The sequence below is a fragment of the Oribacterium sp. P9 genome (genome assembly GCF_046365365.1).
Lineage (GTDB): Bacteria > Bacillota > Clostridia > Lachnospirales > Lachnospiraceae > Oribacterium.
Map to the genome: position 1 here is coordinate 325,984 of NZ_JBKEIS010000001.1, position 25,117 is coordinate 351,100.

Here is a 25,117-nt window from a genome sequence, read left to right on the forward strand (position 1 = left end):
GGAGAACCAAATGCCTACATTTAACCAGTTAGTAAGAAAGGGCAGAACTTCTGCTAAGAAGAAGTCCACAGCGCCTGCACTTCAGAGAGGTTTCAACTCTTTAAAGAAGGTTGCAACTAACAATAGCGCTCCTCAGAAGCGTGGTGTATGTACAGCTGTTAAGACAGCAACACCGAAGAAGCCGAACTCCGCTCTTCGTAAGATCGCCAGAGTAAGACTTTCCAACGGTATCGAAGTTACATCCTACATTCCTGGAGAGGGCCACAACCTGCAGGAGCACTCTGTTGTAATGATTCGTGGCGGCCGTGTTAAGGATCTTCCTGGTACAAGATACCATATCATCCGTGGAACACTGGATACAGCCGGCGTTGCAAACAGAATGCAGGCCCGTTCAAAGTACGGTGCCAAGAGACCGAAGGCTAAGAAGTAATCAGCCTCGATCTACGTTGTAAAAAGACATGGTTAAAATGACGGATAATGGAACTCATTATTATATAAGAAGAGATGTCCAGAAGTCCGCATGAACTCGCAAAACACAATGATAGATTGCAGTTGCGAAGAGTACCGATGATCTAAAACAAATTTTTAAGGAGGGAAGTAACGTGCCACGTAAAGGACATACTCTGCACAGAGACGTACTTGCAGACCCGGTTTACAATTCCAAGCTTGTAACCAAGCTGGTTAACTCCATCATGCTTGATGGTAAGAAGGGTATTGCTCAGAAGATCGTCTATGGTGCATTCGACATTGTCGCTGAGAAGAGCGGCAAGGAAGCAACAGAAGTATTTGAAGAGGCTATGAACAACATCATGCCTGTTCTTGAAGTTAAGGCTAAGCGTATCGGTGGTGCTACATACCAGGTACCGATGGAGGTTAAGCCTCAGAGACGTCAGACCCTTGGTCTTCGCTGGCTTACTGAGTTCTCACGTAAGAGATCTGAGAAGACACAGGCTGAGAGACTGGCAAACGAGATTATGGATGCTGCAAACAACACGGGTGCAGCTGTAAAGCGTAAAGAGGAAATGCATAGAATGGCGGACGCTAATAAGGCATTTGCTCATTACAGATTCTGATAGGGGGGAAATACTTTGGCTGATAAGAGACAGTATTCACTTGAGCATACAAGAAATATTGGTATCATGGCACATATCGATGCCGGTAAGACCACACTTACAGAGCGTATTCTCTTCTACACTGGAATTAATCACAAGATCGGTGATACCCACGACGGTACTGCAACCATGGACTGGATGGCCCAGGAGCAGGAGCGTGGTATCACCATCACATCAGCCGCTACCACATGTCACTGGATCCCAGAGCATGAGCATAAGAAGATCGCCGGTGCACCTGAGTACCGTATCAACATCATCGATACTCCGGGCCACGTAGACTTTACCGTAGAGGTTGAGCGTTCTCTCCGTGTACTTGACGGCGCTGTCGGCGTATTTGACGCGAAGAGCGGTGTTGAGCCTCAGTCTGAGAACGTATGGAGACAGGCGGATACTTATCACGTACCGAGACTTGCATTCATCAACAAGATGGATGTCGTCGGTGCAGATTTCTTCCACTCTGTACAGACCATCGTTGATCGTCTCGGTAAGAACTGCGTTATCCTTCAGTACCCGATGGGCGCTGAGGATACCTATGTAGGTCTCATCGATCTTTTCGAGATGAGAGCTTACTTCTACAGAGATGACAAGGGCCAGGATATCGAGGTTACCGACGTACCTGAGGAGTACAAGGATGCAGCGCAGGAGTATCACGACAAGCTCGTAGAGCAGGTTTGTGAGCTCGATGATGATCTGATGATGATGTACCTCGAGGGTGAGGAGCCGACCGTAGAGCAGATGAAGGCTGTCCTTCGTAAGGCAACCATCGCCGGCGATGCGATCCCGTGCCTCTGCGGTACTGCTTACAAAAACAAGGGCGTTCAGAAGCTGCTCGATGCGGTTATCGATTACCTTCCGGCTCCTACCGACATCCCGGATGTTGAGGGTACCGATGAGGATGGAAATCCGGATAGCAGACCTTCTTCTGATGATGCTCCGTTCTCTGCACTCGCATTTAAGATCATGACCGACCCGTTCGTAGGTAAGCTTGCTTACTTCAGAGTGTACTCCGGTACCCTCAAGAACGGTTCCTACTGCCTGAACTCTACCAAGGGTAAGAAGGAGCGTGTAGGCCGTCTGCTTCAGATGCATGCAAATAAGAGAATGGATCTCGATGAGGTATTCTCGGGTGATATCGCAGCTGCGGTAGGCTTCAAGACCACATCGACTGGTGATACTCTCTGCGATGAGAACCATCCGATCATTCTTGAGTCCATGGAGTTCCCGGAGCCGGTTATCTCCGTAGCGATCGAGCCGAAGACCAAGGCTTCTCAGGGCAAGATGACCGACGCACTCGCAAAGCTTGCCGAGGAGGATCCAACCTTCCGTGTAAGAACCAATGAAGAGACCGGTCAGACCATCATCTCCGGTATGGGTGAGCTTCACCTGGAGATCATCGTTGATCGTCTTCTCCGTGAGTTCAAGGTTGAGGCAAACGTAGGTGCACCAGAGGTAGCGTACAAGGAGACCTTCACCAAGGCTGTCGATGTACAGGGCCGTTACGTTCACCAGTCCGGTGGTTCCGGTATGTATGGTGACTGTAAGGTTAAGTTCACACCGATGGATCCGAACGGCGAGGAGACCTTCAAGTTCCAGTCGACCGTTGTCGGTGGATCGATTCCGAAGGAGTACATCCCGGCAATCGAAAAGGGTATCCGCAGCGCAGCAGAGTCTGGTATACTTGCAGGCTATCCGGTACTCGGCGTAGACGCAAACGTATACGACGGTTCCTACCATGATGTCGACTCTAACGAGCGTGCATTCGAGTTCGCCGGATCGATCGCATTCAAGAACGCGATGGCGAAGGCTGATCCGATTCTTCTCGAGCCGATCATGAAGGTCGAGATCACGACTCCGGAGGAGTACATGGGTAACGTTATCGGTGACGTCAACTCTCGTCGTGGCCGTATCGAGTCCATGGAGGATATCCCATCCGGTAAGCAGGTAAACGCGTATGTTCCGCTTTCTGAGATGTTCGGATATGCAACCGATCTTCGTTCCAAGACCCAGGGTCGTGCAAACTACTCTATGTTCTTTGATCACTATGAGAAGTGCCCGAAGAACGTTCAGGATGCTGTACTCAAGGAGCGTAACGGTAAGTAATGACCGCGGTGGATGATTTCAGTCCATATCATAAAAATCAAGTGTTTTCGGGCCTCCGACGGCGTTCGGACACCTAAAAATACTTGATAAAATAGAATAACGATGATAAAATCATGTTTGCTGATTGAGCATACACTGCGCTCAGAAGCATAATGTATTGCACGGAGCATGCAAGCGCATGCATAGTGCTTGACATGATTCTCGTTGTATTACATTTAATGGAGGTATTTTAAAATGGCAAAGGCACATTTTAACAGAACGAAGCCACATTGTAACATTGGTACCATCGGTCACGTAGACCACGGTAAAACCACTCTTACAGCTGCAATCACAGCTGTTCTCGCTGACAGACTTGGCATGGAGCCAGCTGTTCCTTTCGATCAGATCGATAAGGCACCGGAGGAGAGAGAGAGAGGTATCACCATCAACTCCGCTCACGTTGAGTACGAGACTGAGAAGCGTCACTACGCTCACGTTGACTGCCCGGGCCACGCTGACTACGTAAAGAACATGATCACTGGTGCTGCACAGATGGATGGTGCTATCCTCGTTGTAGCTGCTACCGATGGTGTTATGGCACAGACCAGAGAGCATATCCTTCTTGCTCGTCAGGTAGGTGTTCCGGCTATCGTTGTATTCCTTAACAAGTGCGACATGGTTGATGACCCTGAGCTTCTTGAGCTCGTTGAGATGGAGGTTAGAGACCTTCTGAACGAGTACGAGTTCCCAGGCGATGAGATCCCTGTAATCCACGGTTCTGCTCTGAAGGCTCTTGAGGATCCGAAGTCTGAGTGGGGCGATAAGATCATGGAGCTCATGGACGCTGTTGACTCTTACATCCCTGAGCCAGTTCGTGAGACTGATAAGCCATTCCTTATGCCAGTCGAGGACGTATTCACCATCACAGGTCGTGGTACTGTAGCTACCGGTCGTGTAGAGCGTGGTGTTCTTCACGTATCCGATGAGCTTGAGATCGTTGGTATTTCCGAGGAGACTCAGAAGACTGTCGTAACTGGTATCGAGATGTTCCGTAAGACTCTTGACGAGGCTGAGGCTGGTGATAACGTAGGTCTTCTCCTTCGTGGTATCAACCGTGATCAGATCGAGAGAGGTCAGGTTCTCTGCAAGCCGGGTACTGTAAAGTGCCACAAGAAGTTTACCGCTCAGGTTTACGTTCTTACCAAGGACGAGGGTGGTCGTCATACTCCGTTCTTCACAAACTACAGACCGCAGTTCTACTTCAGAACAACTGATGTAACTGGTGTCTGCGAGCTTCCAGAGGGTACAGAGATGTGCATGCCTGGTGATAACACCGAGATGACTGTTGAGCTTATTCACCCGGTAGCTATGGAGGAGGGTCTCCGTTTCGCTATCCGTGAGGGTGGTAGAACCGTTGGTTCTGGTAGAGTAATCAGCATCCTCGACTAATTCTGTCAGGCGATAAGCTAAGCATTTAAACAGCGTGGAGAGAAATCTCCACGCTGTTTTTTGAAATATAGGAGAAATCATATGACACAGGAATTTACATATAGACCGAAGATGGTATGTTCTACGGAGATTACATTTGAGCTGGATGACGAAAATAAGATTCACAATCTTCACTTTCGTGGTGGCTGCAATGGCAACCTGAAGGCGATCGGGCGGCTCGTAGAGGGTCAGGAGGCGTCGAAGGTTTCAGAGATTCTGCGCGGAAATACATGTGGACCACGTCCGACCTCCTGCGCTGATCAGCTCTCAAAGGCGATCGATCAGGCGCTTGCTGAGAAGATCGCATGAAGCAGAACTGCGGGAGGCTGAAGGATGTCATGAAGCAGGTGCATGTTTCTGAGCGGGAGAATGAAGCGCAGAACAGCAGTCAGATACGATCGGATTCGTCTGAAGATCAGCCGAAATTTCACCAGAAACTGATCGGTATTTCTGCGATCGTGCTGCTTCTGCTCCTGATCGTCCTGATTTTCTATGTGACTTTTAACCACATTTTTCCTGGTTTATGGCCGCTTCTGAAGGCTGGCGATGAGCAGGGAATCGCACGTTATCTCGAGCTGGAGGGAGAGTGGAAGGGTCTGATGCTGGCAGTCGTACTGTCTGCGCTGCAGGTGGTGAGTATCGTTCTGCCGGGACTTCCGATCCACCTGGCGGTTGGTATGATTTATGGCTGGTTGAAAGCGTCGATCGCCTGCTATATCGGCTTTGTCCTGGGAAATGCGTTTGTATTTGCTGTGGCGAGGCGGCTCGGGCGTCGACTCGGGAATTTCATTCCGGGACTGAACCGCCAGAACTGGTTGACACAGAAAATCAACTCGACGCATCCGGCGTTTGTGGTTGCCATCGCCTGCATGGTACCGGCCGTGCCGAATGGCGCGATACCGTATATTGCGTCGCGTGCGGATATTACAGGTCGGGGGTATGTCGGCGCCGTTGCGGCGACCGCCTGGCTGCAGTGTGTCACGAACTGTCTCTGTGGTTATTTTCTGATTCTCGGGCAATACCTCGGAGCGGCGATCGTGTTCGTCGCGCAGCTCGTCATCATCGGGCTGATCAGCTGGAAGAGAGAAGCGCTGCTCGGAAGTTTGAAGTAAAGCCTCCTGCCTGAACAGTTACTTCGGATGACATTTTTGTAAGAACTTTGCTACTATCATCTTCGGATCGCATATAGTATGATGGTGTATGTAAAATTATGTGATGCTGAATCGGAGTTTTTATGAGAGTACATAGAGTGTGCACCGTGGCGATCGTGATGTCACTGGTGCTTGCGGGTCCAGCGTTAGCTGGGGTGAGTCCGGATGGCCGCGGTGGTGTGGCCTATACCGGGATGACATCTGGACAGAGCGTGACACAGGTGTCCGCGGTGAGTCCGGATGGCCAGGGCGGTGTCGTCTATCATGCGACGCCTTCATCCGATGCGAATACAAATCCGTATCTGAACAGCAGCAGTACGAATCATACCATGTATACGACGAACTATACCGGTACGACGGGCGGCTACTATGTAAATGGGGTATTGTATAATACACTGAACGTCGGGCCGATGGCGGGAAACCAGGCAGCGACGGGACTCGCACAGGTGACGAATCCGTCGCAGATGAATCCGGCGGGAAATCACTACAGCTCGAGCTCGACGGTGATCAATGCACGTCGTGTGGTGGCGAACACCTACCTGAAGGACGGCTGGCAGTTCGAAAATAACGGTATGTGGTACCTCTATCCGGATGGGACCTATCCGGTCAGCTCCTGGCGCAGTATCGATGGCGCAAATTATCATTTTAACCAGGGTGGCTACCTCGAGGTGAATACCTGGATCTACGAGGCGAATGGTGCCTGGTATTATGTAGGGGCAGATGCGAAGATGCTTCGTGGGCTGCAGAATATCAGTGGCCGGCTATACTATTTTGAACCGAACAGTGGACAGCTGCAGGGACCGGGACTGCTGCTCGCAGATGGCAGATACTACTATGCAGGTCAGGATGGTGCACTGCTGCAGAACGCTTGGATCGGAAGCTTCTTTTTCGGAGCGGACGGTGCGAGAGTAAACTGACGAAACAGATGAGGCAGAAAGAATGGACAGAGAATTAAAAGATCTGGATGATGTCGATCGGGCATTGGAGGAAAAACCGGTCGAGGGTGTGATCGAGCGCAAGCGTGCGCGTCGCATCGCGAATATGAGGAAACGTCAGAAACAGGAGCAGCTTCATGAGATGCTTGGTCTCCTGGGCATTCCGGCACTGGTGGTCGTGCTGATCATCATCATCCTGATTCTGGATCGGAATCCGAAGAATCCGGATGCACAGAGTGGTGGTCCGCAGGTGGCCAGCGCTTCCGAAATTGAAAACGCGGGGGGCGACGATGAGAGTGCATCTCCCGGCATTGCCGACGGCAACGCGGGTGCCGACGAGGACGCGTCACTCGTACGTCAGTATAATGACGAGTATATGACGAAGCTTTTCCAGGATTACTTTAACGCACGTCTCGAGGGTGATACCGATACACTGTACCGTCTGACCGGCGTCACGAATCAGACCGAGGAGCAGACCGCGAGTCTTCAGAAGAAGCTGAAGACCCAGGCCGGCTACATCGAGACATACCAGGATATCCAGCAGTATGCGGTAGATGGACTCGAGAAGAACACGAAGCTCGTTTTCGTCACCTATAATGTGAAGTTCCGCCGGACAGATACGCTGGCACCGGGCATCATGTACTGCTATGTGAAGGTAAACGATCAGAACAGCTTCGAAATCGTCGAGAACATGTCGCCGGAGCAGACGAAGTTTGTGAACAGCTATATCACGAATCACAGTGAGGTACAGGAGCTGATCAATGCGACCAACTCGCGTCTGCTGGAGGCCATCTCGAGTGATCAGCGGCTCGCGGTCATCTATGATGCTATCCAGAGCGGACGTATCTACACAGACTCGCAGGAAGAAATCGACAGCGAGGTTTCCCTGATCTCTGTAGAAACCGAGGCCGCCGTGACCGAGGCAGAAACCACGGCACCGTCTGATCGAGATACGGCGAACGAAGAAACGAAGGAGAGCAGTAAGAAGAACAGCGATCAGAAGAGCTCGGAGAAGAGCACGACCGAGACGAAAAAGTCGACGGAAACGACGACCGCAGGAGAAACCATCTCCGAAAACACGGGCGCAGGCGGAAAGGCAGAAACGACCGCAGCGGCGGCTTCCGGCGAGACCATCGCAGAGCCGGGGGCTGCAGATAACGCACCGGCAGGAGATGCCGTCATCTCCGATGACGGCCCGGTCGGCTGAACACTTACAAATGCAGGCGAATGCAGAAGCATTCGCCTGCTCTTTTATGTAGAAGAAACCTGAAAGACAGTATATAATAATAAGGTTTATGGTGCGCTCTGCACCGTGTACATGTCGTGAGACAGCAGAAAAGGAGAAAACACAGTATGGAAACGAAAGACTTTTACTATGACCTGCCGGAGGAGCTGATCGCGCAGGATCCGCTCGAGAAGCGCTCGGACAGCCGGCTTCTGGTGATGGACCGCTTCACCGGCGAGATCAATCACCGTCATTTTTATAACATCATCGACTATCTTCATAAGGGTGACTGCCTCGTCATCAACGATACGAAGGTCATCCCGGCACGTCTGCATGGCGAGAAGTCCGGTACCGGCGCACATGTCGAGGTACTGCTTCTTCGCCGCCTCAGCACGACTGACTGGGAGTGCCTCGTCAAGCCTGGAAAGAAGCTCCGGAATGGTGCGCGCGTCGAGTTCGGCGAGGGCCTGCTGAAGGGCGAGATCATCGACACGATCGATGATGGCAACCGCATCATCCGCTTCGAGTTCGAGGGCATCTGGGAGGAGGTGCTCGACCGCCTCGGCGAGATGCCGATCCCACCGTACATCCATCATCAGCTGAAGGAAAAGGCACGCTACAATACCGTCTATGCAAAGAATGACGGCTCTGCGGCGGCCCCGACCGCCGGTCTCCACTGGACCGAGGAGCTGCTTCAGGCCGTGAAGGAGAAGGGCGTGGAGATCGCCCACATCACCCTGCATGTCGGCCTCGGCACCTTCCGTCCGGTCAAGGCGGACAAGATCGAGGAACACCATATGCACAGCGAGTACTACATCGTCGAGCAGTCGGAAGCGGATAAGATCAATCGCGCCCACGCAGAGGGCCATCGTGTCATCTGCACCGGCACCACCAGCTGCCGTACCGTCGAGGCCGCAGCACTTCCGGATGGCACCATGCCGGCGACCTCCGGCTGGACCGATATCTTCATCTATCCGGGCTATCAGTTTAAGTGCATGGATGCGCTGATCACCAACTTCCATCTGCCGGAATCCACCCTCGTCATGCTGGTTTCTGCCTTTACGAAGCGTGAGCACGTGCTCCGCGCGTATAAGGTGGCGGTGCGCGAGAAGTACCGTTTCTTCAGCTTCGGCGATGCCTGCTTCTTCGCAGATCTCAAGAACGACGCACAGCTTCCGGCGGAGCTGGATCCGAACCGGAACCATGAAGTCACCTTCCTTCCGGAGGATGCCGTCGCAGAGGTCGAGGGTATCCCTGGAAAGAGCTACAGCTGGCCGCTCGCAGCCGATGAAGCGCCACTCTGGAAGACGGCGGAAAACGCGGGGGATGCGAGATGAGACTGAATAAGCGTTTATCGGAGCTCGGCGTCTGCTCCCGCCGCGAGGCGGATAAGCTGATCGCTGCGGGCCGTGTCACTGTAAATAAGAAGCCGGTCGAGCTCGGCCAGCAGGTAACGGAAGCAGACTCGATCGAGCTGGACGGACAGTGCGTGAATCCGCATGCATTGAACGCCGCTGCCGGCAATCCGGAAGCACAGTACCTTCTCCATACGGAGTCGCGCCGGATGGCGAAGCGTTATGGAGAGCAGATTTCGACGGTGGGGCAGGACTATGACCGTCCGGCACCGGTGCTGCTCGCGTACTACAAGCCGCGTGGGATCGTGTGCACGACGAGTGATAAGGATAAAGCACCGAACATCATCGAAGCGATCCACTACCACACGAGAGTGTACCCGATCGGTCGTCTCGATAAGGAGTCGGAGGGACTCATCCTTCTGACGAATCAGGGCGATCTCGTAAATCGGATCAACCGTGCACGGAATTACCATGAGAAGGAATACGTCGTGACCGTGGATAAGCCGTGCACGAAGGAGTTCCTGGATGCGCTCGCCGATGGCGTCGAGCTGAAGGAACTGCATGCGACGACCCGCCCATGTGAGGTGTGGCAGGACATGACCCGTCCGCCGAAGTTTCGTCAGCAGGAGTTTCATATCGTGATCACACAGGGACTGAATCGTCAGATTCGTCGTATGTGTGCAGCCTTCGGCTATGAGGTGAAGAAGCTGAAGCGCATCCGTATCATGGACCTCACCCTGCATGGACTGAAGCCGGGGCAGTATCGCGAGATCGAGCTGTCCGAGCTCGGCCTCCGGGAAGAGGATATGGAAGAAAATGCCGGAAAGTAGTGGGCAGAGAAATTTTTCGAAAGCGGCGTTGCCATGGAGGGTGATTCGCGTCCTCCATCGGACATGGAAATAAAAAACAGTAAACTGGAACAGGTAAAGATACTATGAGTGTTTCCCATAACGAAGAGAAAAACCAGAAGCTTGCACGCATGAAGGAGCTCATCCGCACCCTGAATGAAGCGGCCCGTGTGTACTATGTGGATGGCAATGAGATCATGTCGAACCTGAGCTATGACCAGCTCTATGATGAGCTTGAGAAGCTCGAACAGGAGACCGGCATGATTCTCGGCGGCTCGCCGACCCAGCGTGTCGGCTTCGAGGTGCTGTCGGAGCTTCCGAAGGAGCGTCATCCGAGCCCGATGCTGAGCCTCGATAAGACGAAGTCCGTCGAGGAACTGGCCTCCTGGCTGGGGGATAAAGAGGGCCTTCTCAGCTGGAAGATGGACGGGCTCACCGTCGTCCTGAGCTACCATGCCGGGGAGCTGGTGAAGGCAGTCACCCGTGGCAACGGTGAGATCGGTGAAGTCATCACACAGAACGCGCGGATGTTTGATAACGTCCCGACGCGGATTTCCTTCGCCGGTGATCTGGTGCTCCGCGGGGAGGCCATCATCACGTATTCCGAATTTAAAAAGATCAACGAAACCATCGCGGATGCGGATGCGAAGTATAAGAATCCGCGGAATCTCTGCTCTGGCTCGGTACGTCAGCTGGACCCAAAGGTGACGAAATCCCGACATGTGAATCTGATGGCCTTCGCACTCGTGAGTGCCGTGGATGCGCAGGGCGAAAATGTGGATTTCCAGAACTCCCGTGCGGCGCAGTATGAATTTCTTCGTGCCCAGGGCTTCGATGTCGTCGAGTATAAGCATGTGACGAATGCTACGATCGCGGAAACGGTACAGTGGTTCTCGGAGGCGATTCAGCACAACGATTTCCCGTCGGATGGCCTCGTGCTGATCTACGAGGACATCGCCTATGGCCTCAGCCTCGGCCGTACCGCGAAGTTCCCGCGAAACGCCATCGCCTTCAAGTGGAGCGACGAGCAGGCAGAGACCGTTCTTCGTGAGGTGGAGTGGTCACCGAGCCGTACCGGCCTCATCAATCCGGTGGCGATTTTCGACCCGGTGGAGCTCGAGGGCACGACGGTCAGTCGTGCAAGTCTCCATAACCTCTCCTACTGTGAGGAGCTGGAGCTCGGCATCGGGGACCGGATCACCGTGTATAAGGCAAACATGATCATTCCGCAGATTGCGGAAAACCGGACACGCTCCGGAAATCTGAAGCCGGTCGAGGTCTGCCCGGTCTGCGGACAGCCGACGGAGATTCGTTCGGATAATGAGGCGAAGTTCCTGTACTGCTCGAATCCGGACTGTGCGGCGAAGAAGATCAAGAATTTCTCACTATTCGTGAGCCGTGATGCACTGAACATCGAGGGCCTCAGCGAGCAGACGCTGGAGAAGTTCATCGCGCATGGCTTCATTCATCACTACAGTGATATCTTCCATCTCGATCGCTACCGTGCCGACATCGTGACGATGGAGGGCTTCGGTGAGAAGAGCTATGAAAATCTGATGGCGGCGACAGAGCGTGCCCGCCATACGGAGCTTTACCGCGTCGTGTATGGACTCGGGATCGCCGGCATTGGCCTCGCAAACGCGAAGGTCCTCTGCCGACACTTCGGGGATGATTTCACGAAGCTGCGGGCAGCAGGCGTGGATGAGCTGCAGGAGGTGGACGGCATCGGCGCGGTGCTCGCAGAGAACCTCGTGCGCTACTTCCAGGATGCAACGGTGATGAAGCAGGTGGATGCGCTGCTGCAGGATCTTGACATCGAGAAGAAGGTGGAAGACCATACGACGCCGAAGACGATGGAAGGAAAGTCCGTCGTGATTACCGGATCGCTCGACCATTTCGAGAACCGGAAGGAGCTGCAGGCGCTCATCGAAGAGGCCGGTGGCCGGGCAGCAGGTTCGGTATCCGCGAAGACCGCCTACCTTGTCAACAACGACATCACATCGACCTCTGGCAAGAACAAAAAAGCGAAGGAGCTGGGCGTTCCGATCGTCACCGAGGAAGAGTTTCTTCGGATCTTAAAGGGAGAAGTATAAGCGTCGTGGATGCCGTAACGGCAGAAAGACGCGGGCTGGGCATAGATCGCACTCGCCTGGCACTGCAGGAAAGGGACAGACTGGATGAATACAGACAATTATGATATTTATTTCCCGCATCTCGGGATCGGCGTCGAGCATCTCGGAAACTCGATTTCCGTGTTCGGCTTCCGCATCGCATACTATGGCATCATCATCGGGATCGGTATGCTGATGGGCGTGCTCATCGCGAGCTTTGATTACAAGCGCCGTGGACAGAAGTCAGAGGACATCGAAGACCTCGCGCTGTACAGCATCATTTTCGCCATTCTCGGTGCGCGTGCCTACTATGTCATCTTCGAGTGGGACTACTACTCGCAGCATCTCGGGGAGATCCTCAACCTCCGGCAGGGCGGTCTCGCCATCTATGGCGGCATCCTGACCGGCATCCTCTGCTGCGTGATTTTCTGCTACCGGCGGAAGGTGAAGTTTTTCTCCATCGCGGACTCTGCGGTGCTCGGCCTTCTCACAGGACAGCTCATCGGCCGCTGGGGAAACTTTTTCAATGCAGAGGCCTTCGGCCGCTATACGGATTCACTGCTCGCGATGCGGATCAAGGAATCCATCGTAAACCCGAACATGCTGAACGAGAACGTGCTCACACATGCGATCCGGATCGGTGACGAGATGTTCATCCAGGTGCACCCGACCTTCTTTTATGAGTCGGTCTGGAATCTCTGCACCCTGATTTTCCTCTGGATCACCGGGCCGAAGAAGAAGTTCACCGGACAGATTTTCTGGGAGTATCTCATGTTCTACGGCATCGGTCGCTTCTGGATCGAGGGGCTCCGCACGGATTCACTGCTCCTCTGGGGGACGAATATCGCCGTTTCGCAGGCCCTGTCAGGGGCCCTCGCCGTACTCGGTCTCGCGATGATCCTCCGCGGTGTGCGGAAGGCGAAGTGAGGATGCAGCCTGTAACAGTCACCGGTCTCGGAGTACTGTGCCTCCGTTGCCGCCACTCCGGGTTCCCCTGCCTGCCTGAACGCTTACTGCAGCCGAGGGGATGAACACGGGCGTTGCATATCCGGCATTGTAAAGCGGAAACTTCTGGTTTATAATAGCGATGCTTTTTTAGCTGTATTTTATAGATGGAACTGCTATCGACCTTCTCGGCACTGTCGGAAACGGGGGATGCAGGGAAGGATAAAGGAGATTTAGATTATGAAATTAGGTATCGTCGGACTGCCAAATGTCGGTAAGTCTACACTGTTTAACGCAATCACGAAGGCGGGCGCAGAGTCAGCCAACTATCCGTTCTGCACGATCGAGCCGAACGTCGGTGTCGTCGCTGTGCCGGATGAGCGTCTGGAGAAGCTGGGCGCACTTTATAATACGCAGAAGATCGTGCCGGCGGTGATCCAGTTCGTCGATATCGCAGGTCTCGTCAAGGGTGCCTCCAAGGGAGAGGGCCTCGGTAACCAGTTCCTCTCGAACATCCGTGAGACCGATGCGATCGTGCATGTCGTTCGCTGCTTCGATGATGACAACATCGTGCATGTCGATGGTTCCGTGGATCCGATTCGCGATATCGAGACCATCAACCTCGAGCTCATCTTCTCCGACCTCGATCTCCTCGATCGTCGTCTCGCGAAGACGAAGAAGCTCGCGATGAACGATAAGGATGCGAAGGCAGAGTATACGCTCCTCACAGAGCTCCACGACCACCTCGAGTCAGATAAGCTGGCGATCAGCTTCGACGCCGGTGATGATGATAAGAACGCCTTCATTGACACCCTCGACCTCCTGACCCGTAAGCCGGTGATTTATGCGGCGAATGTTTCCGAGGATTCCGTCGCCGATGATGGTGCGTCCAATGCATACGTCCAGAAGGTGCGTGAATACGCGGCAGAGAACGGCTCCGGTGTTTTCGTGATTTCTGCGCAGATCGAGGAGGAGATCTCCGAGCTCGAGGACGATGAGAAGGCAGAGTACCTCGAGTCCCTCGGTATGAGCGAGTCTGGTCTCGACAAGATCGTGCGTGCCTCCTATGATCTGCTCGGCCTCATGTCCTTCCTCACCGCCGGTGAGAAGGAGACCAGAGCATGGACCATCCGGAAGGGTACGAAGGCACCGCAGGCGGCCGGTAAGATCCACTCCGATTTCGAGCGTGGCTTCATCAAGGCCGAGGTCATCAACTACCAGGATCTCCTCGACTGTGGCTCTATCGCGGCAGCACGTGAAAAGGGCCTCGTCCGCATGGAGGGTAAGGACTATGTGATGCAGGACGGCGATGTCGTTGAGTTCCGCTTCAACGTATAATTCGCCATCATTCTATAGAAGGAAGTGTGCCGCCTGCCGCCGTGCAGCAGCTCTGGTGCGGGTGCTGATCAATTTATGGAAAAGCGTGCCGCCTGCCTGCTGCAGACCTTTCAGGACAGATAATATATCGTTATATAGAAGGAAGTCTCTCATTCGAGAGGCTTCTTTTTTTAATTTATTGCTGTATCCTGCCTTGACACTAAACCCAAATTAGCGCATTATTATGTCATGAAGTGGTAAGAAGTGGTAGAAAGTGGTAGAAAAGGGAAATGTCATTCACAGGAGAGTATCGCCACAATCTGGATGCCAAGGGCAGACTGATCATACCGGCCAGATTTCGGGACCAGCTCGGAGACGAGTTTACGGTCACTAGAAGCCTGGACGGTTGTCTTGCTATGTACGCAGCTCCGGAGTGGCAGGCGCTCGAAGAGAAGCTGAATGCGCTTCCGATGACGAACGAGAAGGCGAGAAGCCTGAAGCGCTTTCTGCTGGGGTCAGCCGCGATCTGTGAGCTGGATAAGCAGGGCAGAATCCTTCTTCCACAGGTCCTCCGTGATCGGGCGGGCCTTGACAAGGATATCACCTTACTCGGTGTGGGTGACCATATCGAGATCTGGGATACAAACACGTACGAAGAAAAGTACAGCTTCGATGATGAAGCTGCATTAGAAGCAGACTGGGAGGGCTTAGGTGTCTGAGTTTAAGCATTATTCCGTACTTCTCCACGAAACCGTGGATGGACTCAACATCCGGCCCGATGGCATCTATGTCGACGGAACCTTAGGTGGTGGCGGACATGCCCATGAGGTATGTACCCATCTTTCACCGGCCGGTCGCCTGATCGGCATCGACCAGGATAAGGATGCGATTCAGGCAGCGAGCGAGCGGCTTTCGGATGTACGGGACCGCGTGACGATCGTCCGCAGTAATTACGAAAGAATCGATGATGTGTTAAAGGAACTCGGCATCGGAAAGGTCGATGGGATCTACCTCGATCTCGGAGTATCGAGCTACCAGCTGGATACCGCGGAGCGTGGCTTCAGCTACCGGAGCGATGCACCGCTCGATATGCGGATGGATGACCGGAATCCGATCACCGCTGCCGATATCGTGAACGATTATAGTGAATCCGAGCTTTTCCATATGATTCGAAACTATGGAGAGGACCGTTTCGCACAGAACATCGCGAAGCATATCTGCCAGTATCGTGCGACGAAGCGCATCGAGACGACGCTGGAGCTGTCCGAGATCATCTCAGGTGCGATTCCAGCGAAGATTCGTGCCACCGGAGGCCATCCGGCGAAGCGTACCTTCCAGGCGATTCGAATCGAGCTGAATCGTGAGCTCGATGTACTGGAGGACAGCATCGATCGCATGATCGATGATCTCGCAGAGGGTGGACGCCTCTGTATCATCACCTTCCACTCCCTCGAGGACCGGATCGTGAAGACGAAGTTCCGCACTGCTGAGAAGCCGTGCATCTGTCCGCCGGAGTTTCCGGTATGCGTTTGTGGCCGGAAGTCGAAGGGCCGGGTGATCACCCGAAAGCCGATCCTGCCGAGTGCCGAGGAGCTCGAGGAGAACTCGAGATCGAAGAGCGCGAAGCTTCGGATCTTCGAGAAACATGATGAGAAAGTTTAGAATCCGGAACCGATCCGGAAAATGGGAGAAAGAGTAGTATGACCAGAACGAGACAGGCAGCCGCGGTACGTGCGCCGCGGACGACAGGGACCTATATAGATGGTAATACGGTCCGTCGCATCCAGCCGAAGCGTCGTCCGAATCCGGAGGAACTGGAGCGGAGACGGCAGGCGCGTATGCGGGAGCGGCAGCGGATCCTCGACGAGCGTGAGATGGAGTACCGTGCGCAGCAGGAGCGACTTCGCCATAAGACGGTCGTGGTCGATCGGACCTACCTTGCGGTGCTGATCATCGCCTCTCTGTTTACGCTGGGACTCTGCTTTTCCTATATTCAGATGCAGACCTCGATCAATACGCGGATTTCGTCGATTGAGACGAAAAAGCAGCAGTTGGACAAGCTGAAGTCTGAGAACGACGCGCTTCAGAACAGCATAGATACGTCCGTGAATCTCGATGAGATCTATCGGGTAGCCACGCAGGAGCTCGGCATGGTATATGCCGGCAAGGATCAGACGATTACCTATGACAAGACGGAAAGCGAGTACGTAAGACAATATGAGGACATCCCGAAGTACTGATCAAAACCAGAGACGAAACCGGGGGAAGATTCTTCCCCCGTACATGCAGAGAAAGCTAGCCGTCACACTATGTGTGATCATGCTAGCTTTAATTGCGCTTATCCTGGAGATTTATAATCTGGTAAAAAACAACAGCGAGGAGTACAACAAGATCGTTCTGTCCCAGCGACAGGCATCCTATGATTCACGTACGATTCCGTTCCGGCGTGGCGACATCATGGACCGGAATGGTACGGTGCTGGCGACCAGCCAGAAGGTATATAACCTGATCATCGACCCGCGTGTCATCTACTCCGGTCAAGATGAGCGTTATGTGGATCCGACGATTCAGGCGCTCGTCGCCTGCTTCGAATACGATGAGACCGAGCTTCGAAAGATGCTCAGCGAAAAGGCCGACAAGTCCTATGTGAAGTATGCGAAGGGACTGAGCTACGACCAGAAATCGGCCTGGGAAGCGTATGTGAAGGAGCAGAATGCCGCGTATGTCAGCAGTGGCTCGAAGGCACGCATCAAGGGCATCTGGTTCGAGGATGAGTACAAGCGTACCTATCCGTACGATTCCCTCGCCTGCAACATCATCGGCTTCTCGAGTGCCGACGGCTCCAGCGGAACCGGTGGCGTCGAGCAGTACTACAACGATACCCTGATGGGCGTCAATGGCCGGGAGTACGGCTACCTCGACAGCGATACGAAGCTGCAGTCCGTACTGAAGGAGCCGACCGACGGTAATTCCGTCGTGACGACCATCAATACGAATATTCAGATGTCGCTGGAGAAGTACCTCAACAAGTGGCAGACAGAAGATGTGGGCTCAAAGATGGCGGCGGCGATCGTCATGGATCCGAACACCGGCGAGGTGCTCGCGATGGGCTCCACCAATCAGTTTAACCTGAACGATCCGCGTGCGCTGGACAGCTCGGTCTATACCGATGAGTATCTCATGCAGCTCGGCCGCAAGGAGGCCGTCGGCGTATATCATCGAGAGAATCCGGATGCCGCCGCGATCACAGAGGATGAGGTGTCGAAGTACTATTCGACCGAGGACATCCTGTCCTATGGCCGTCAGGTGGCCTGGAACCAGCTGTGGCGAAATATCCCGGTATCCGATACCTATGAGCCGGGTTCGGTAGCGAAGAGCATCACGATCGCCGGTGCACTGGAGGAGAAGTCCATCACACCGAATACGACCTTCGACTGCCAGGGCTACATCGAGCTGAACGACGGTATCCATACCTGGCGTATCCGCTGTCATAACCGGAACGGTGACGGCGTGCTCGATGCCACGATGGGGCTTGCGAAGTCCTGTAACGTATACCTCATGAATACCGCGTTCAATGAAGGCGCCGAGAACTTCGTGAAGTACCAGCATATCTTCGGCTTCGGTGAGTATACCGGCATCGACCTGCCGGCAGAGGCCGACACCACGGACCTCGTGTACAATGCAGAAAACATGGGACGTACGGCCCTCGCGACCAACTCCTTCGGCCAGAACTTTAACGTCACCATGATTCAGATGGCGGCTGCGTACTGCAGCATCATCAACGGTGGCAGCTACTACAAGCCACATGTGGTGAAGCAGATCCTGAACGGCAACGGCACCGTCATCGAGGATGTGAAGCCGGAGCTTCTCCGCACCACCTGCTCGAAGTCGACGAGTAACTTCCTGAAGCAGGCCTTCTATACCACCGTAGAAGAGGGTACCGGTAAGAAGGCGAAGATCCAGGGCTACCATGTTGGTGGCAAGACCGGTACCGCCGAGAAGCTGCCACGTTCGGCGAAGAACTACCTCGTCTCCTTCTGCGGCTTCGCGCCGGTGGAGGATCCGCAGTTACTTGTTTACGTCATCGTCGATACGCCGAACCTCGTCGGAGAGGCACAGGCGACGGCCTCCTTCGCCGTGAACATCGAGCGTGAAATCATGAACGATGCGCTGCAGTTCCTGAATATCGCACCATCCGGAGATACCGATCCGGAGGATTCCATCAACGCGCAGCTTCAGCAGAACCCGGAGGGCATCTCCTCCGAGACGATGGGTGCACAGGTAGGCGGTGAGAACGGCGCGGAGAGTGAAACCACGGCGGACGAAACGAGCACCGAAACCGATGCGGATGGCAATGTGATGACGCCGACCACGGCTGCAACGGTGACCGACGAGTACATCGAACCGGCGGGTGACGACGCGAGCTTCGCGCTCCCGGAGGCCGTGCCGGGCGAGAGCAGCGAAGGCGAAACCGAAACCTCCGCCGAAAATTAATGGGGTCTGACCCCATTAAGAATCCTTTACGAAATTCTTAAGCTCACCGTAAGGGGGTCAGACCCCATTACGATTTTCTTAAGATTCACTGCTTATCCGGGTCACAGGCAGCGGATGATTTATATATGGAGTTAGATTATGTATCTTGATTTTGTTGTTTCTATTCTTATGGGCTTTGCGCTGGTAGCCCTTGCGATGCCTTTCGCCATTCCGGAGCTTCACAAGCTGAAATTCGGGCAGGAGGTCCGGGACGATGGACCGAAGGCACACCTTAAGAAAAAGGGCACACCGACGATGGGTGGCCTCGTGTTTGTACTGGTCATCGTGATCGTCAGCCTCGTTTATGTTCGCCGCTATCCGAAGATCCTTCCGGTGATGCTTCTCACGGTCGGTTTCGGTATCGTCGGCTTCATCGATGACTTTCTGAAGGTCGTGAAGCATCAGTCGGAGGGCTTCAACCCGAAGCAGAAGTTTCTCTGCCAGCTGGTGTTCTGTGTGATTTTCGCACTGTATCTTTATCTCTCGCCTGCCTATGATCATCGTATGCAGGTCCCGTTTACGGAGATCTATCTCGATCTCGGATGGTTCTATGTGCCGGCACTGCTCTTCATCGTGCTCGGTACGGACAATGGTGCGAACTTCACCGATGGTCTCGATGGACTCGCGAGCTCTGTCACGGCTGTGATCGCACTGTTCCTCGGCTTCGTCAGCCTGTATTTCGGCAAGGCAGATGGGCAGCTTGCACCGATTTCCGGTGCGGTGTTCGGGGCACTGATGGGCTTTCTGATGTTTAACTGCTACCCTGCAAAGGTATTTATGGGGGATACCGGATCACTGGCACTCGGCGGCTTCGTCGCGGCAGCGGCCTTCGAGATGGGAATCCCGCTCTTTATACCGATCTTTGCACTGATTTATCTTGTGGAAGTACTGTCGGTCATCATCCAGGTGACCTACTTTAAGAAAACACATGGAAAGCGGATCTTTCGCATGGCACCGATCCACCATCACTTCGAGCTCGGAGGATGGTCGGAGACGAAGGTGGTGACAGTCTTCACAGTGCTGACAGTGCTCTTATGTCTGGTGGCGAGCCTGGGGATGTAAGAGACAGTAGAACATAATAGGGGTGGATTAGATGGATAGTCAGAAGGTGCTCGTGCTCGGCACGGGAAAAAGCGGTATCTGCGCCGCAAAGCAGATTTTACAGCTGGGAGGACAGGTCGTTCTGTTCGATTCCAATGAAAAGCTGGACACCGTGAAGGTGATGAAAAATTTCAGAAAGAGAGATCGGATTTCACTGGTGGTCGGAGAACTGAAGCCGACGGATCTCGTATCCGTAGATCTCGCAGTTATCAGCCCGGGTATCCCGCTCGATAAGCCGTTTGTGAAGCTGATCGATGGGGCGAAGATCCCGATCTGGGGTGAAATCGAGCTCGCGTATCAGTCCAGCAAGGGGAAACTTGCAGCCGTGACTGGAACGAACGGCAAGACCACGACGGTTTCCCTGATCGGTGAAATCTTTAAAACGACCTACGACGATACGCATATATGTGGAAACATCGGTAATCCGTTTACGGCCGAAGCACTGGAAACGACGGATGCCTCTGCGACGATCCTCGAGGTGAGCTCCTTCCAGCTCGAGACCATCATGGATTTCCATCCGCATGTATCCTGCATCACCAACATCACCCCGGACCATCTCGACCGTCATAAAACGATGAAGAACTATGTGAAGGTGAAGGAGAGCATCGCGCTGAACCAGACCGAGGAGGATTTCATCGTCCTGAATTATGAAGATCCGGAGCTTCGGAAGTTCGGAAAGCGAAAGACCCTGAAGCCACAGGTCATCTGGTTCAGCTCTGCACATGAGCTGAAGGATGGCTTCTACTATAAGAACTTCGAGATTCATCATGCGCATGATGGCGAGGATGAGGCTCTGCTCGATGTACGGGATACGAACCTTCTCGGTGCACATAACTACGAGAATATCATGTGCGCCATCGCTGTCTCTATGGAGATGGGCGTGCCGATGCAGAAGATCATCTCGGCCGTAAAGAAGTTCAAGCCGGTGGAGCACCGCATCGAGTTCGTACGTGAGCGCAATGGCGTTCGTTACTATAATGACTCGAAGGGCACCAATCCGGATGCAGCCATCAAGGCACTGCTGGCGATGCCGGGGCCGGTCGTTCTGATCGGCGGCGGTTATGACAAGGAGATCCCTTTCGATGACTGGTGTAAGCTCTTTAAGGGCCGCGTCAAGTACCTCGTTCTGATCGGGCAGACACGGAACATCATCGCAGAGTGTGCGAAGAAGTACGGCTTTACGAATGTCATGTTCGCAGAGGATATGGATGAGGCCGTGAAGGACTGTGCGGCATATGCGGATGAAGGCGACTATGTCCTTCTGAGCCCGGCCTGCGCATCCTGGGGCATGTTCCCGAACTATGAAGAGCGTGGACGCATCTTCAAGGAGTGCGTAAAGAATCTGTAAATATGGACAGGAGGAAGGATGGCAGCGAAGAAGAAAAGAAAATATTTTTATGACTACAGCCTTTTGTTTGCCGTCATCTTCATCACCGGCTTCGGTATGATCATGATGTACTCGGCTTCCGGCTACTCGGCGCAGAGCCAGATGAATGATGCCATGTACTTTCTCCGGCATCAGGCGGTGTTCGCGGCCGGCGGCCTCGTAGCGATGCTGATCGTGTCGGTCATCGATTACCACCTGACCGCGATCTTTTCGAAGATCCTGTATATCGTGGCCTGGCTGCTGATCGTAGCGACCATGGTCATCGGTGTCGCCTCCCACGGCTCCGCGCGGTGGATCCGACTCGGTGGTGTGCGTTTCCAGCCCTCGGAGATCATGAAAATCGCGGTGATCGTACTGCTCTCGTATCTGATTACCCACTATGGATATCAGATCAACAACGGGAGAACCTGGTGGAAGGTCGCGCTGGTCGGCATCGCGCCGGGCATCGTGGTCGCGGCGACGAACCTGTCGACCGCCATGATCATCCTCGGCATCACCTTTTTTATGATGTGGATCGCATCGAAGAAGTACTGGCCCTTCGTTCTCTGTGGCGTCGCGGGCGTCCTCGTGTACATTTTCGCCTATCCGATGGCGAAGCTCTTGTCCGCGCTGAACATCCTGCAGGATTATCAGCTGACACGTATCTTCGCATGGAAGGATCCGGCGAGCTACTCAGATGAAACCTTTCAGACCCTGCAGGGCCTGTATGCGATCGGCTCCGGCGGGATCTTCGGTAAGGGCCTCGGTGAGTCCGTACAGAAGTTCCTCATGCCGGAGGCACAAAATGATATGATCTTTACGATCATCTGTGAGGAGCTCGGCCTCTTCGGCGCGATCTCACTGATTCTCATTTATGTGTTTATCATCTACCGGCTGTTCGATATCGCACGAAATGCCCGTGACCTCTATGGGTCAATGCTGGTGATCGGAATTCTGTGCCACATCTCGCTGCAGGTCATCCTGAACATAGGTGTCGCGACGAACACCATCCCGAATACCGGTGTTACGCTCCCGTTTGTCAGCTATGGTGGTACTTCACTGATTCTGCTGATGGCGGAGATCGGTCTCGCGCTGTCGGTTTCACGGCAGATCCGACTGGAAGATCCGACGTAAGTATTCAGAGCTTTGCCCATGGCAAAGCTCTTTTTTTTATGGTAGAGTAAAGAACCGAAAAGAACAGACAGTGTGCATTGCAAAAATCGCAATGGAACAGAACGTAAACAGAAAGAACGTATAGAATGACAGATAGAGATTTTTACGGCTACGATGATCCGAGGGACCAGAATAAGCGGCATCTGCTTCGCTGGAGCATCGTCGTCCTGCTCCTGCTGATCGCCATCCTGCTCGCCAGTGTACGGATTCAGCGTTTCACGGTGGTGGGGAATACACAGTACAGCAGTGATGAGATCGTCCAGATGATTTTTTCGGATCCATGGGATACGGATACGGCCTGGTGCTTCGTGAAGGATAAGACGAAGCCGCACAAGGAACTTCCGTTTGTGCAGCGTTATGATATCGACTTCGACGGTCCCTTCGCGGTGAGCATCACCGTCTATGAGAAAAATGTCGTCGGCTATGTGGATTATATGTCGAGTCATATGTACTTCGATAAGGATGGTATCATCGTAGAGTCCACCGGCAACCGGCTGGAGGGAATCCCGCGCATCAGCGGTCTCAGCTTCGGCTCCATCGTTCTCTACCGGGAGCTGCCGGTAGAAAATAAGGATGTCTTCAATAATATCCTGAACCTGACCGGCGCACTTCGTACCTACGATATCGACTGTGAGGAGATTCAGTACGATTCACTTCTGAATGCCACACTCCGCATCGGCGACATCAGCGTCCGCCTCGGCAGTAATAAGGACATGGAGATGAAAATCTCGACGCTGCATGATATCCTGCCCCATCTCAGTGGACGGAAGGGGGAGCTGAATCTTTCAGATTATTCGGAGACCTCGGATCATGAGTCCTATATTTTCAAGGAAAAGACGGGCTGATCTGCGCATAACAGCACCGTTTTCTGCGCATAACGACGGCTGAAGTTATAAAAAAGTAAGAAATAATGTGAAAATTTCGATAGAGCTCCACTTCTAAGCGTGGTAATATTATATGGACTAAGCTATTGCAATCTGATAGCTTTGTTTGTATATTATCTTATTGTGCAGTCATATGCGTATGTGGCCGCAGTAAAACAGGTTATCTTATATAATGAATATATATGAGGGATTGAAGGAGGAAGATTATGCTTGAGATTAAGCTTCCTGAGTCAGAGGCAGCTGCAAAGATTATCGTCGTAGGTGTTGGTGGCGCAGGTAACAACGCGGTAAACCGCATGGTGACGGATGGTATCGTGGGCGTCGAGTTCATCGGCATCAATACCGATAAGCAGGCGCTTCAGTACAGCCAGGCACCGACCACGATGCAGATCGGCGAGAAGCTGACGAAGGGACTCGGCTGCGGCGGCAGACCAGAGGTAGGTGCGAAGGCTGCAGAGGAGAGCTCTGAGGATATCACCGCTGCACTGCAGGGTGCCGATATGGTATTCGTTACCTGTGGTATGGGTGGCGGAACCGGAACCGGTGCAGCACCGGTCATCGCGAAGATCGCGAAGGATATGGGTATCCTTACCGTCGGCGTCGTGACGAAGCCGTTCCGTTTCGAGGCACGTCAGCGTATGACGAACGCGATTGATGGCATCAAGAAGCTGAAGGAGTCCGTAGACACCTTGATCGTCATCCCGAATGACCGTCTGCTTGAGATCGTAGATCGCAGAACCACGATGCCGGATGCACTGAAGAAGGCCGACGAGGTTCTCCAGCAGGCTGTACAGGGCATCACGGATCTGATCAATGTTCCAGGCCTCATCAATCTCGACTTCGCAGATGTTTCTTCTGTTATGAAGGATAAGGGTGTGGCGCATGTCGGTATCGGCGCAGCCAAGGGTGACGAGAAGGCGACCGAGGCGGTGAAGATGGCGATCTCCAGCCCGCTTCTCGAGACCACCATCGAGGGCGCTACAGATGTGATTATCAACATCTCCGGAGACATCTCCCTCGTAGAGGCAAACGAAGCCGCTTCCTATGTCGAGGAGCTGGCAGGTGATAATGCAAACATCATCTTCGGTGCGATGTATGACGAGAATGCCCAGGATGAGTGTAAGATCACCGTCATCGCAACCGGTATCGAGGATTCCGCGGCGACCAGCTCTGCATTTGATACGCTGAAGAAGCCGGCGCAGCCGAAGGCAGCCGCACCAGCAGCGCAGGCAGCAGAGACCACGGTCAGACCGACCATGCCGAGCTTCCTGAACGGAAACACCAGCTTCCAGCCGCAGCTTCGTCCGACGACTCCGGTGACGGTAGCACCACAGGAGCAGACGCTTGCACAGGGCGCAGCACCGGTACAGCCGCAGCAGCCGACCTTCCGTCCGCAGCAGAATAAGGAAATGTCCATCAATATTCCGGACTTCCTGAGAAACAGAAAGTAATCACTTCAACCCTGAAGATAGAAATGAGAGGCTATGTCTTTAC

At 53.6% G+C, this 25,117-nt stretch carries 21 protein-coding genes and 1 pseudogene; all 22 read left to right on the top strand.

From position 1 onward, the window contains the following. Nucleotides 1–10 precede the first annotated feature (10 nt). The 22 genes and pseudogenes from rpsL to ftsZ all read left to right on the top strand — a co-directional run bounded on the left by rpsL (nucleotide 11) and on the right by ftsZ (nucleotide 25,074). Nucleotides 11–430 (top strand): 30S ribosomal protein S12, encoded by a 420-nt coding sequence (rpsL, locus tag ACK8P7_RS01360; RefSeq protein WP_410042425.1) that lies wholly within the window; start codon nucleotides 11–13, stop codon nucleotides 428–430. A gap of 172 nt (nucleotides 431–602) precedes the next feature. Further along, the gene (rpsG, locus tag ACK8P7_RS01365) at nucleotides 603–1,073 is read left to right on the top strand and encodes a 30S ribosomal protein S7 (RefSeq protein WP_410042426.1); all 471 of its coding nucleotides are present in this window, start codon (nucleotides 603–605) and stop codon (nucleotides 1,071–1,073) included. A 66-nt stretch (nucleotides 1,074–1,139) separates the two neighbouring features. Further along, nucleotides 1,140–3,212 carry an elongation factor G gene (fusA, locus tag ACK8P7_RS01370; RefSeq protein ID WP_410042599.1) on the top strand — a complete coding sequence of 691 codons (2,073 nt, stop codon included), beginning with the start codon at nucleotides 1,140–1,142 and terminating at the stop codon, nucleotides 3,210–3,212. Nucleotides 3,213–3,446: 234 nt separating this feature from the next. Then, nucleotides 3,447–4,640, top strand: a complete 1,194-nt coding sequence (tuf, locus tag ACK8P7_RS01375; protein ID WP_410042427.1) for an elongation factor Tu — start codon at nucleotides 3,447–3,449, stop codon at nucleotides 4,638–4,640. A gap of 81 nt (nucleotides 4,641–4,721) precedes the next feature. After that, nucleotides 4,722–4,988 (top strand): TIGR03905 family TSCPD domain-containing protein, encoded by a 267-nt coding sequence (locus ACK8P7_RS01380; RefSeq protein WP_410042428.1) that lies wholly within the window; start codon nucleotides 4,722–4,724, stop codon nucleotides 4,986–4,988. After that, the gene (locus ACK8P7_RS01385) at nucleotides 4,985–5,791 is read left to right on the top strand and encodes a VTT domain-containing protein (protein ID WP_410042429.1); all 807 of its coding nucleotides are present in this window, start codon (nucleotides 4,985–4,987) and stop codon (nucleotides 5,789–5,791) included. Before ACK8P7_RS01380 ends, ACK8P7_RS01385 begins: the two co-directional genes overlap by 4 nt. A 122-nt stretch (nucleotides 5,792–5,913) precedes the next feature. Further along, on the top strand, nucleotides 5,914–6,747 hold the full coding sequence (locus tag ACK8P7_RS01390; RefSeq protein ID WP_410042430.1) for a hypothetical protein: 834 nt from the start codon (nucleotides 5,914–5,916) through the stop codon (nucleotides 6,745–6,747). Between the two features lie 22 nt (nucleotides 6,748–6,769). Further along, nucleotides 6,770–7,972: a hypothetical protein gene (locus ACK8P7_RS01395; RefSeq protein WP_410042431.1), complete on the top strand. Its 1,203-nt coding sequence runs from the start codon at nucleotides 6,770–6,772 to the stop codon at nucleotides 7,970–7,972. A 146-nt stretch (nucleotides 7,973–8,118) separates the two neighbouring features. Further along, nucleotides 8,119–9,135 (top strand): annotated as a pseudogene (gene queA, locus ACK8P7_RS01400) (tRNA preQ1(34) S-adenosylmethionine ribosyltransferase-isomerase QueA); the annotation flags it as partial. A 188-nt stretch (nucleotides 9,136–9,323) separates the two neighbouring features. Next, nucleotides 9,324–10,175: a pseudouridine synthase gene (locus ACK8P7_RS01405; RefSeq protein WP_410042432.1), complete on the top strand. Its 852-nt coding sequence runs from the start codon at nucleotides 9,324–9,326 to the stop codon at nucleotides 10,173–10,175. Nucleotides 10,176–10,279: 104 nt separating this feature from the next. Then, a complete protein-coding gene (gene ligA, locus ACK8P7_RS01410; RefSeq protein ID WP_410042433.1) occupies nucleotides 10,280–12,286 on the top strand; it encodes an NAD-dependent DNA ligase LigA in 2,007 nt (668 codons plus the stop codon). Between the two features lie 84 nt (nucleotides 12,287–12,370). After that, nucleotides 12,371–13,231, top strand: a complete 861-nt coding sequence (gene lgt, locus ACK8P7_RS01415; RefSeq protein ID WP_410042434.1) for a prolipoprotein diacylglyceryl transferase — start codon at nucleotides 12,371–12,373, stop codon at nucleotides 13,229–13,231. A gap of 258 nt (nucleotides 13,232–13,489) precedes the next feature. Then, nucleotides 13,490–14,587, top strand: a complete 1,098-nt coding sequence (gene ychF / locus ACK8P7_RS01420; protein ID WP_410042435.1) for a redox-regulated ATPase YchF — start codon at nucleotides 13,490–13,492, stop codon at nucleotides 14,585–14,587. 269 nt (nucleotides 14,588–14,856) lie between these two features. Beyond that, nucleotides 14,857–15,285 carry a division/cell wall cluster transcriptional repressor MraZ gene (gene mraZ, locus ACK8P7_RS01425; RefSeq protein WP_410042436.1) on the top strand — a complete coding sequence of 143 codons (429 nt, stop codon included), beginning with the start codon at nucleotides 14,857–14,859 and terminating at the stop codon, nucleotides 15,283–15,285. Then, nucleotides 15,278–16,228, top strand: coding sequence for a 16S rRNA (cytosine(1402)-N(4))-methyltransferase RsmH (rsmH, locus tag ACK8P7_RS01430; protein WP_410042437.1), 951 nt, complete (start codon nucleotides 15,278–15,280; stop codon nucleotides 16,226–16,228). Before mraZ ends, rsmH begins: the two co-directional genes overlap by 8 nt. 38 nt (nucleotides 16,229–16,266) lie before the next feature. Further along, nucleotides 16,267–16,806 (top strand): cell division protein FtsL, encoded by a 540-nt coding sequence (locus tag ACK8P7_RS01435; RefSeq protein WP_410042438.1) that lies wholly within the window; start codon nucleotides 16,267–16,269, stop codon nucleotides 16,804–16,806. A gap of 79 nt (nucleotides 16,807–16,885) precedes the next feature. Further along, entirely contained in the window at nucleotides 16,886–19,060 is a 2,175-nt protein-coding gene (locus tag ACK8P7_RS01440) for a peptidoglycan D,D-transpeptidase FtsI family protein (RefSeq protein WP_410042439.1), read from the top strand. Between the two features lie 138 nt (nucleotides 19,061–19,198). Next, nucleotides 19,199–20,161 (top strand): phospho-N-acetylmuramoyl-pentapeptide-transferase, encoded by a 963-nt coding sequence (gene mraY, locus ACK8P7_RS01445; RefSeq protein WP_410042440.1) that lies wholly within the window; start codon nucleotides 19,199–19,201, stop codon nucleotides 20,159–20,161. 31 nt (nucleotides 20,162–20,192) lie between these two features. Further along, a complete protein-coding gene (gene murD, locus ACK8P7_RS01450) occupies nucleotides 20,193–21,548 on the top strand; it encodes a UDP-N-acetylmuramoyl-L-alanine--D-glutamate ligase (RefSeq protein ID WP_410042441.1) in 1,356 nt (451 codons plus the stop codon). 18 nt (nucleotides 21,549–21,566) lie between these two features. Beyond that, nucleotides 21,567–22,700, top strand: coding sequence for an FtsW/RodA/SpoVE family cell cycle protein (locus tag ACK8P7_RS01455; protein ID WP_410042442.1), 1,134 nt, complete (start codon nucleotides 21,567–21,569; stop codon nucleotides 22,698–22,700). Nucleotides 22,701–22,825: 125 nt separating this feature from the next. Continuing rightward, entirely contained in the window at nucleotides 22,826–23,584 is a 759-nt protein-coding gene (locus ACK8P7_RS01460; RefSeq protein ID WP_410042443.1) for a cell division protein FtsQ/DivIB, read from the top strand. Between the two features lie 245 nt (nucleotides 23,585–23,829). Continuing rightward, nucleotides 23,830–25,074, top strand: coding sequence for a cell division protein FtsZ (gene ftsZ, locus ACK8P7_RS01465; RefSeq protein WP_410042444.1), 1,245 nt, complete (start codon nucleotides 23,830–23,832; stop codon nucleotides 25,072–25,074). Nucleotides 25,075–25,117 lie beyond the last annotated feature (43 nt).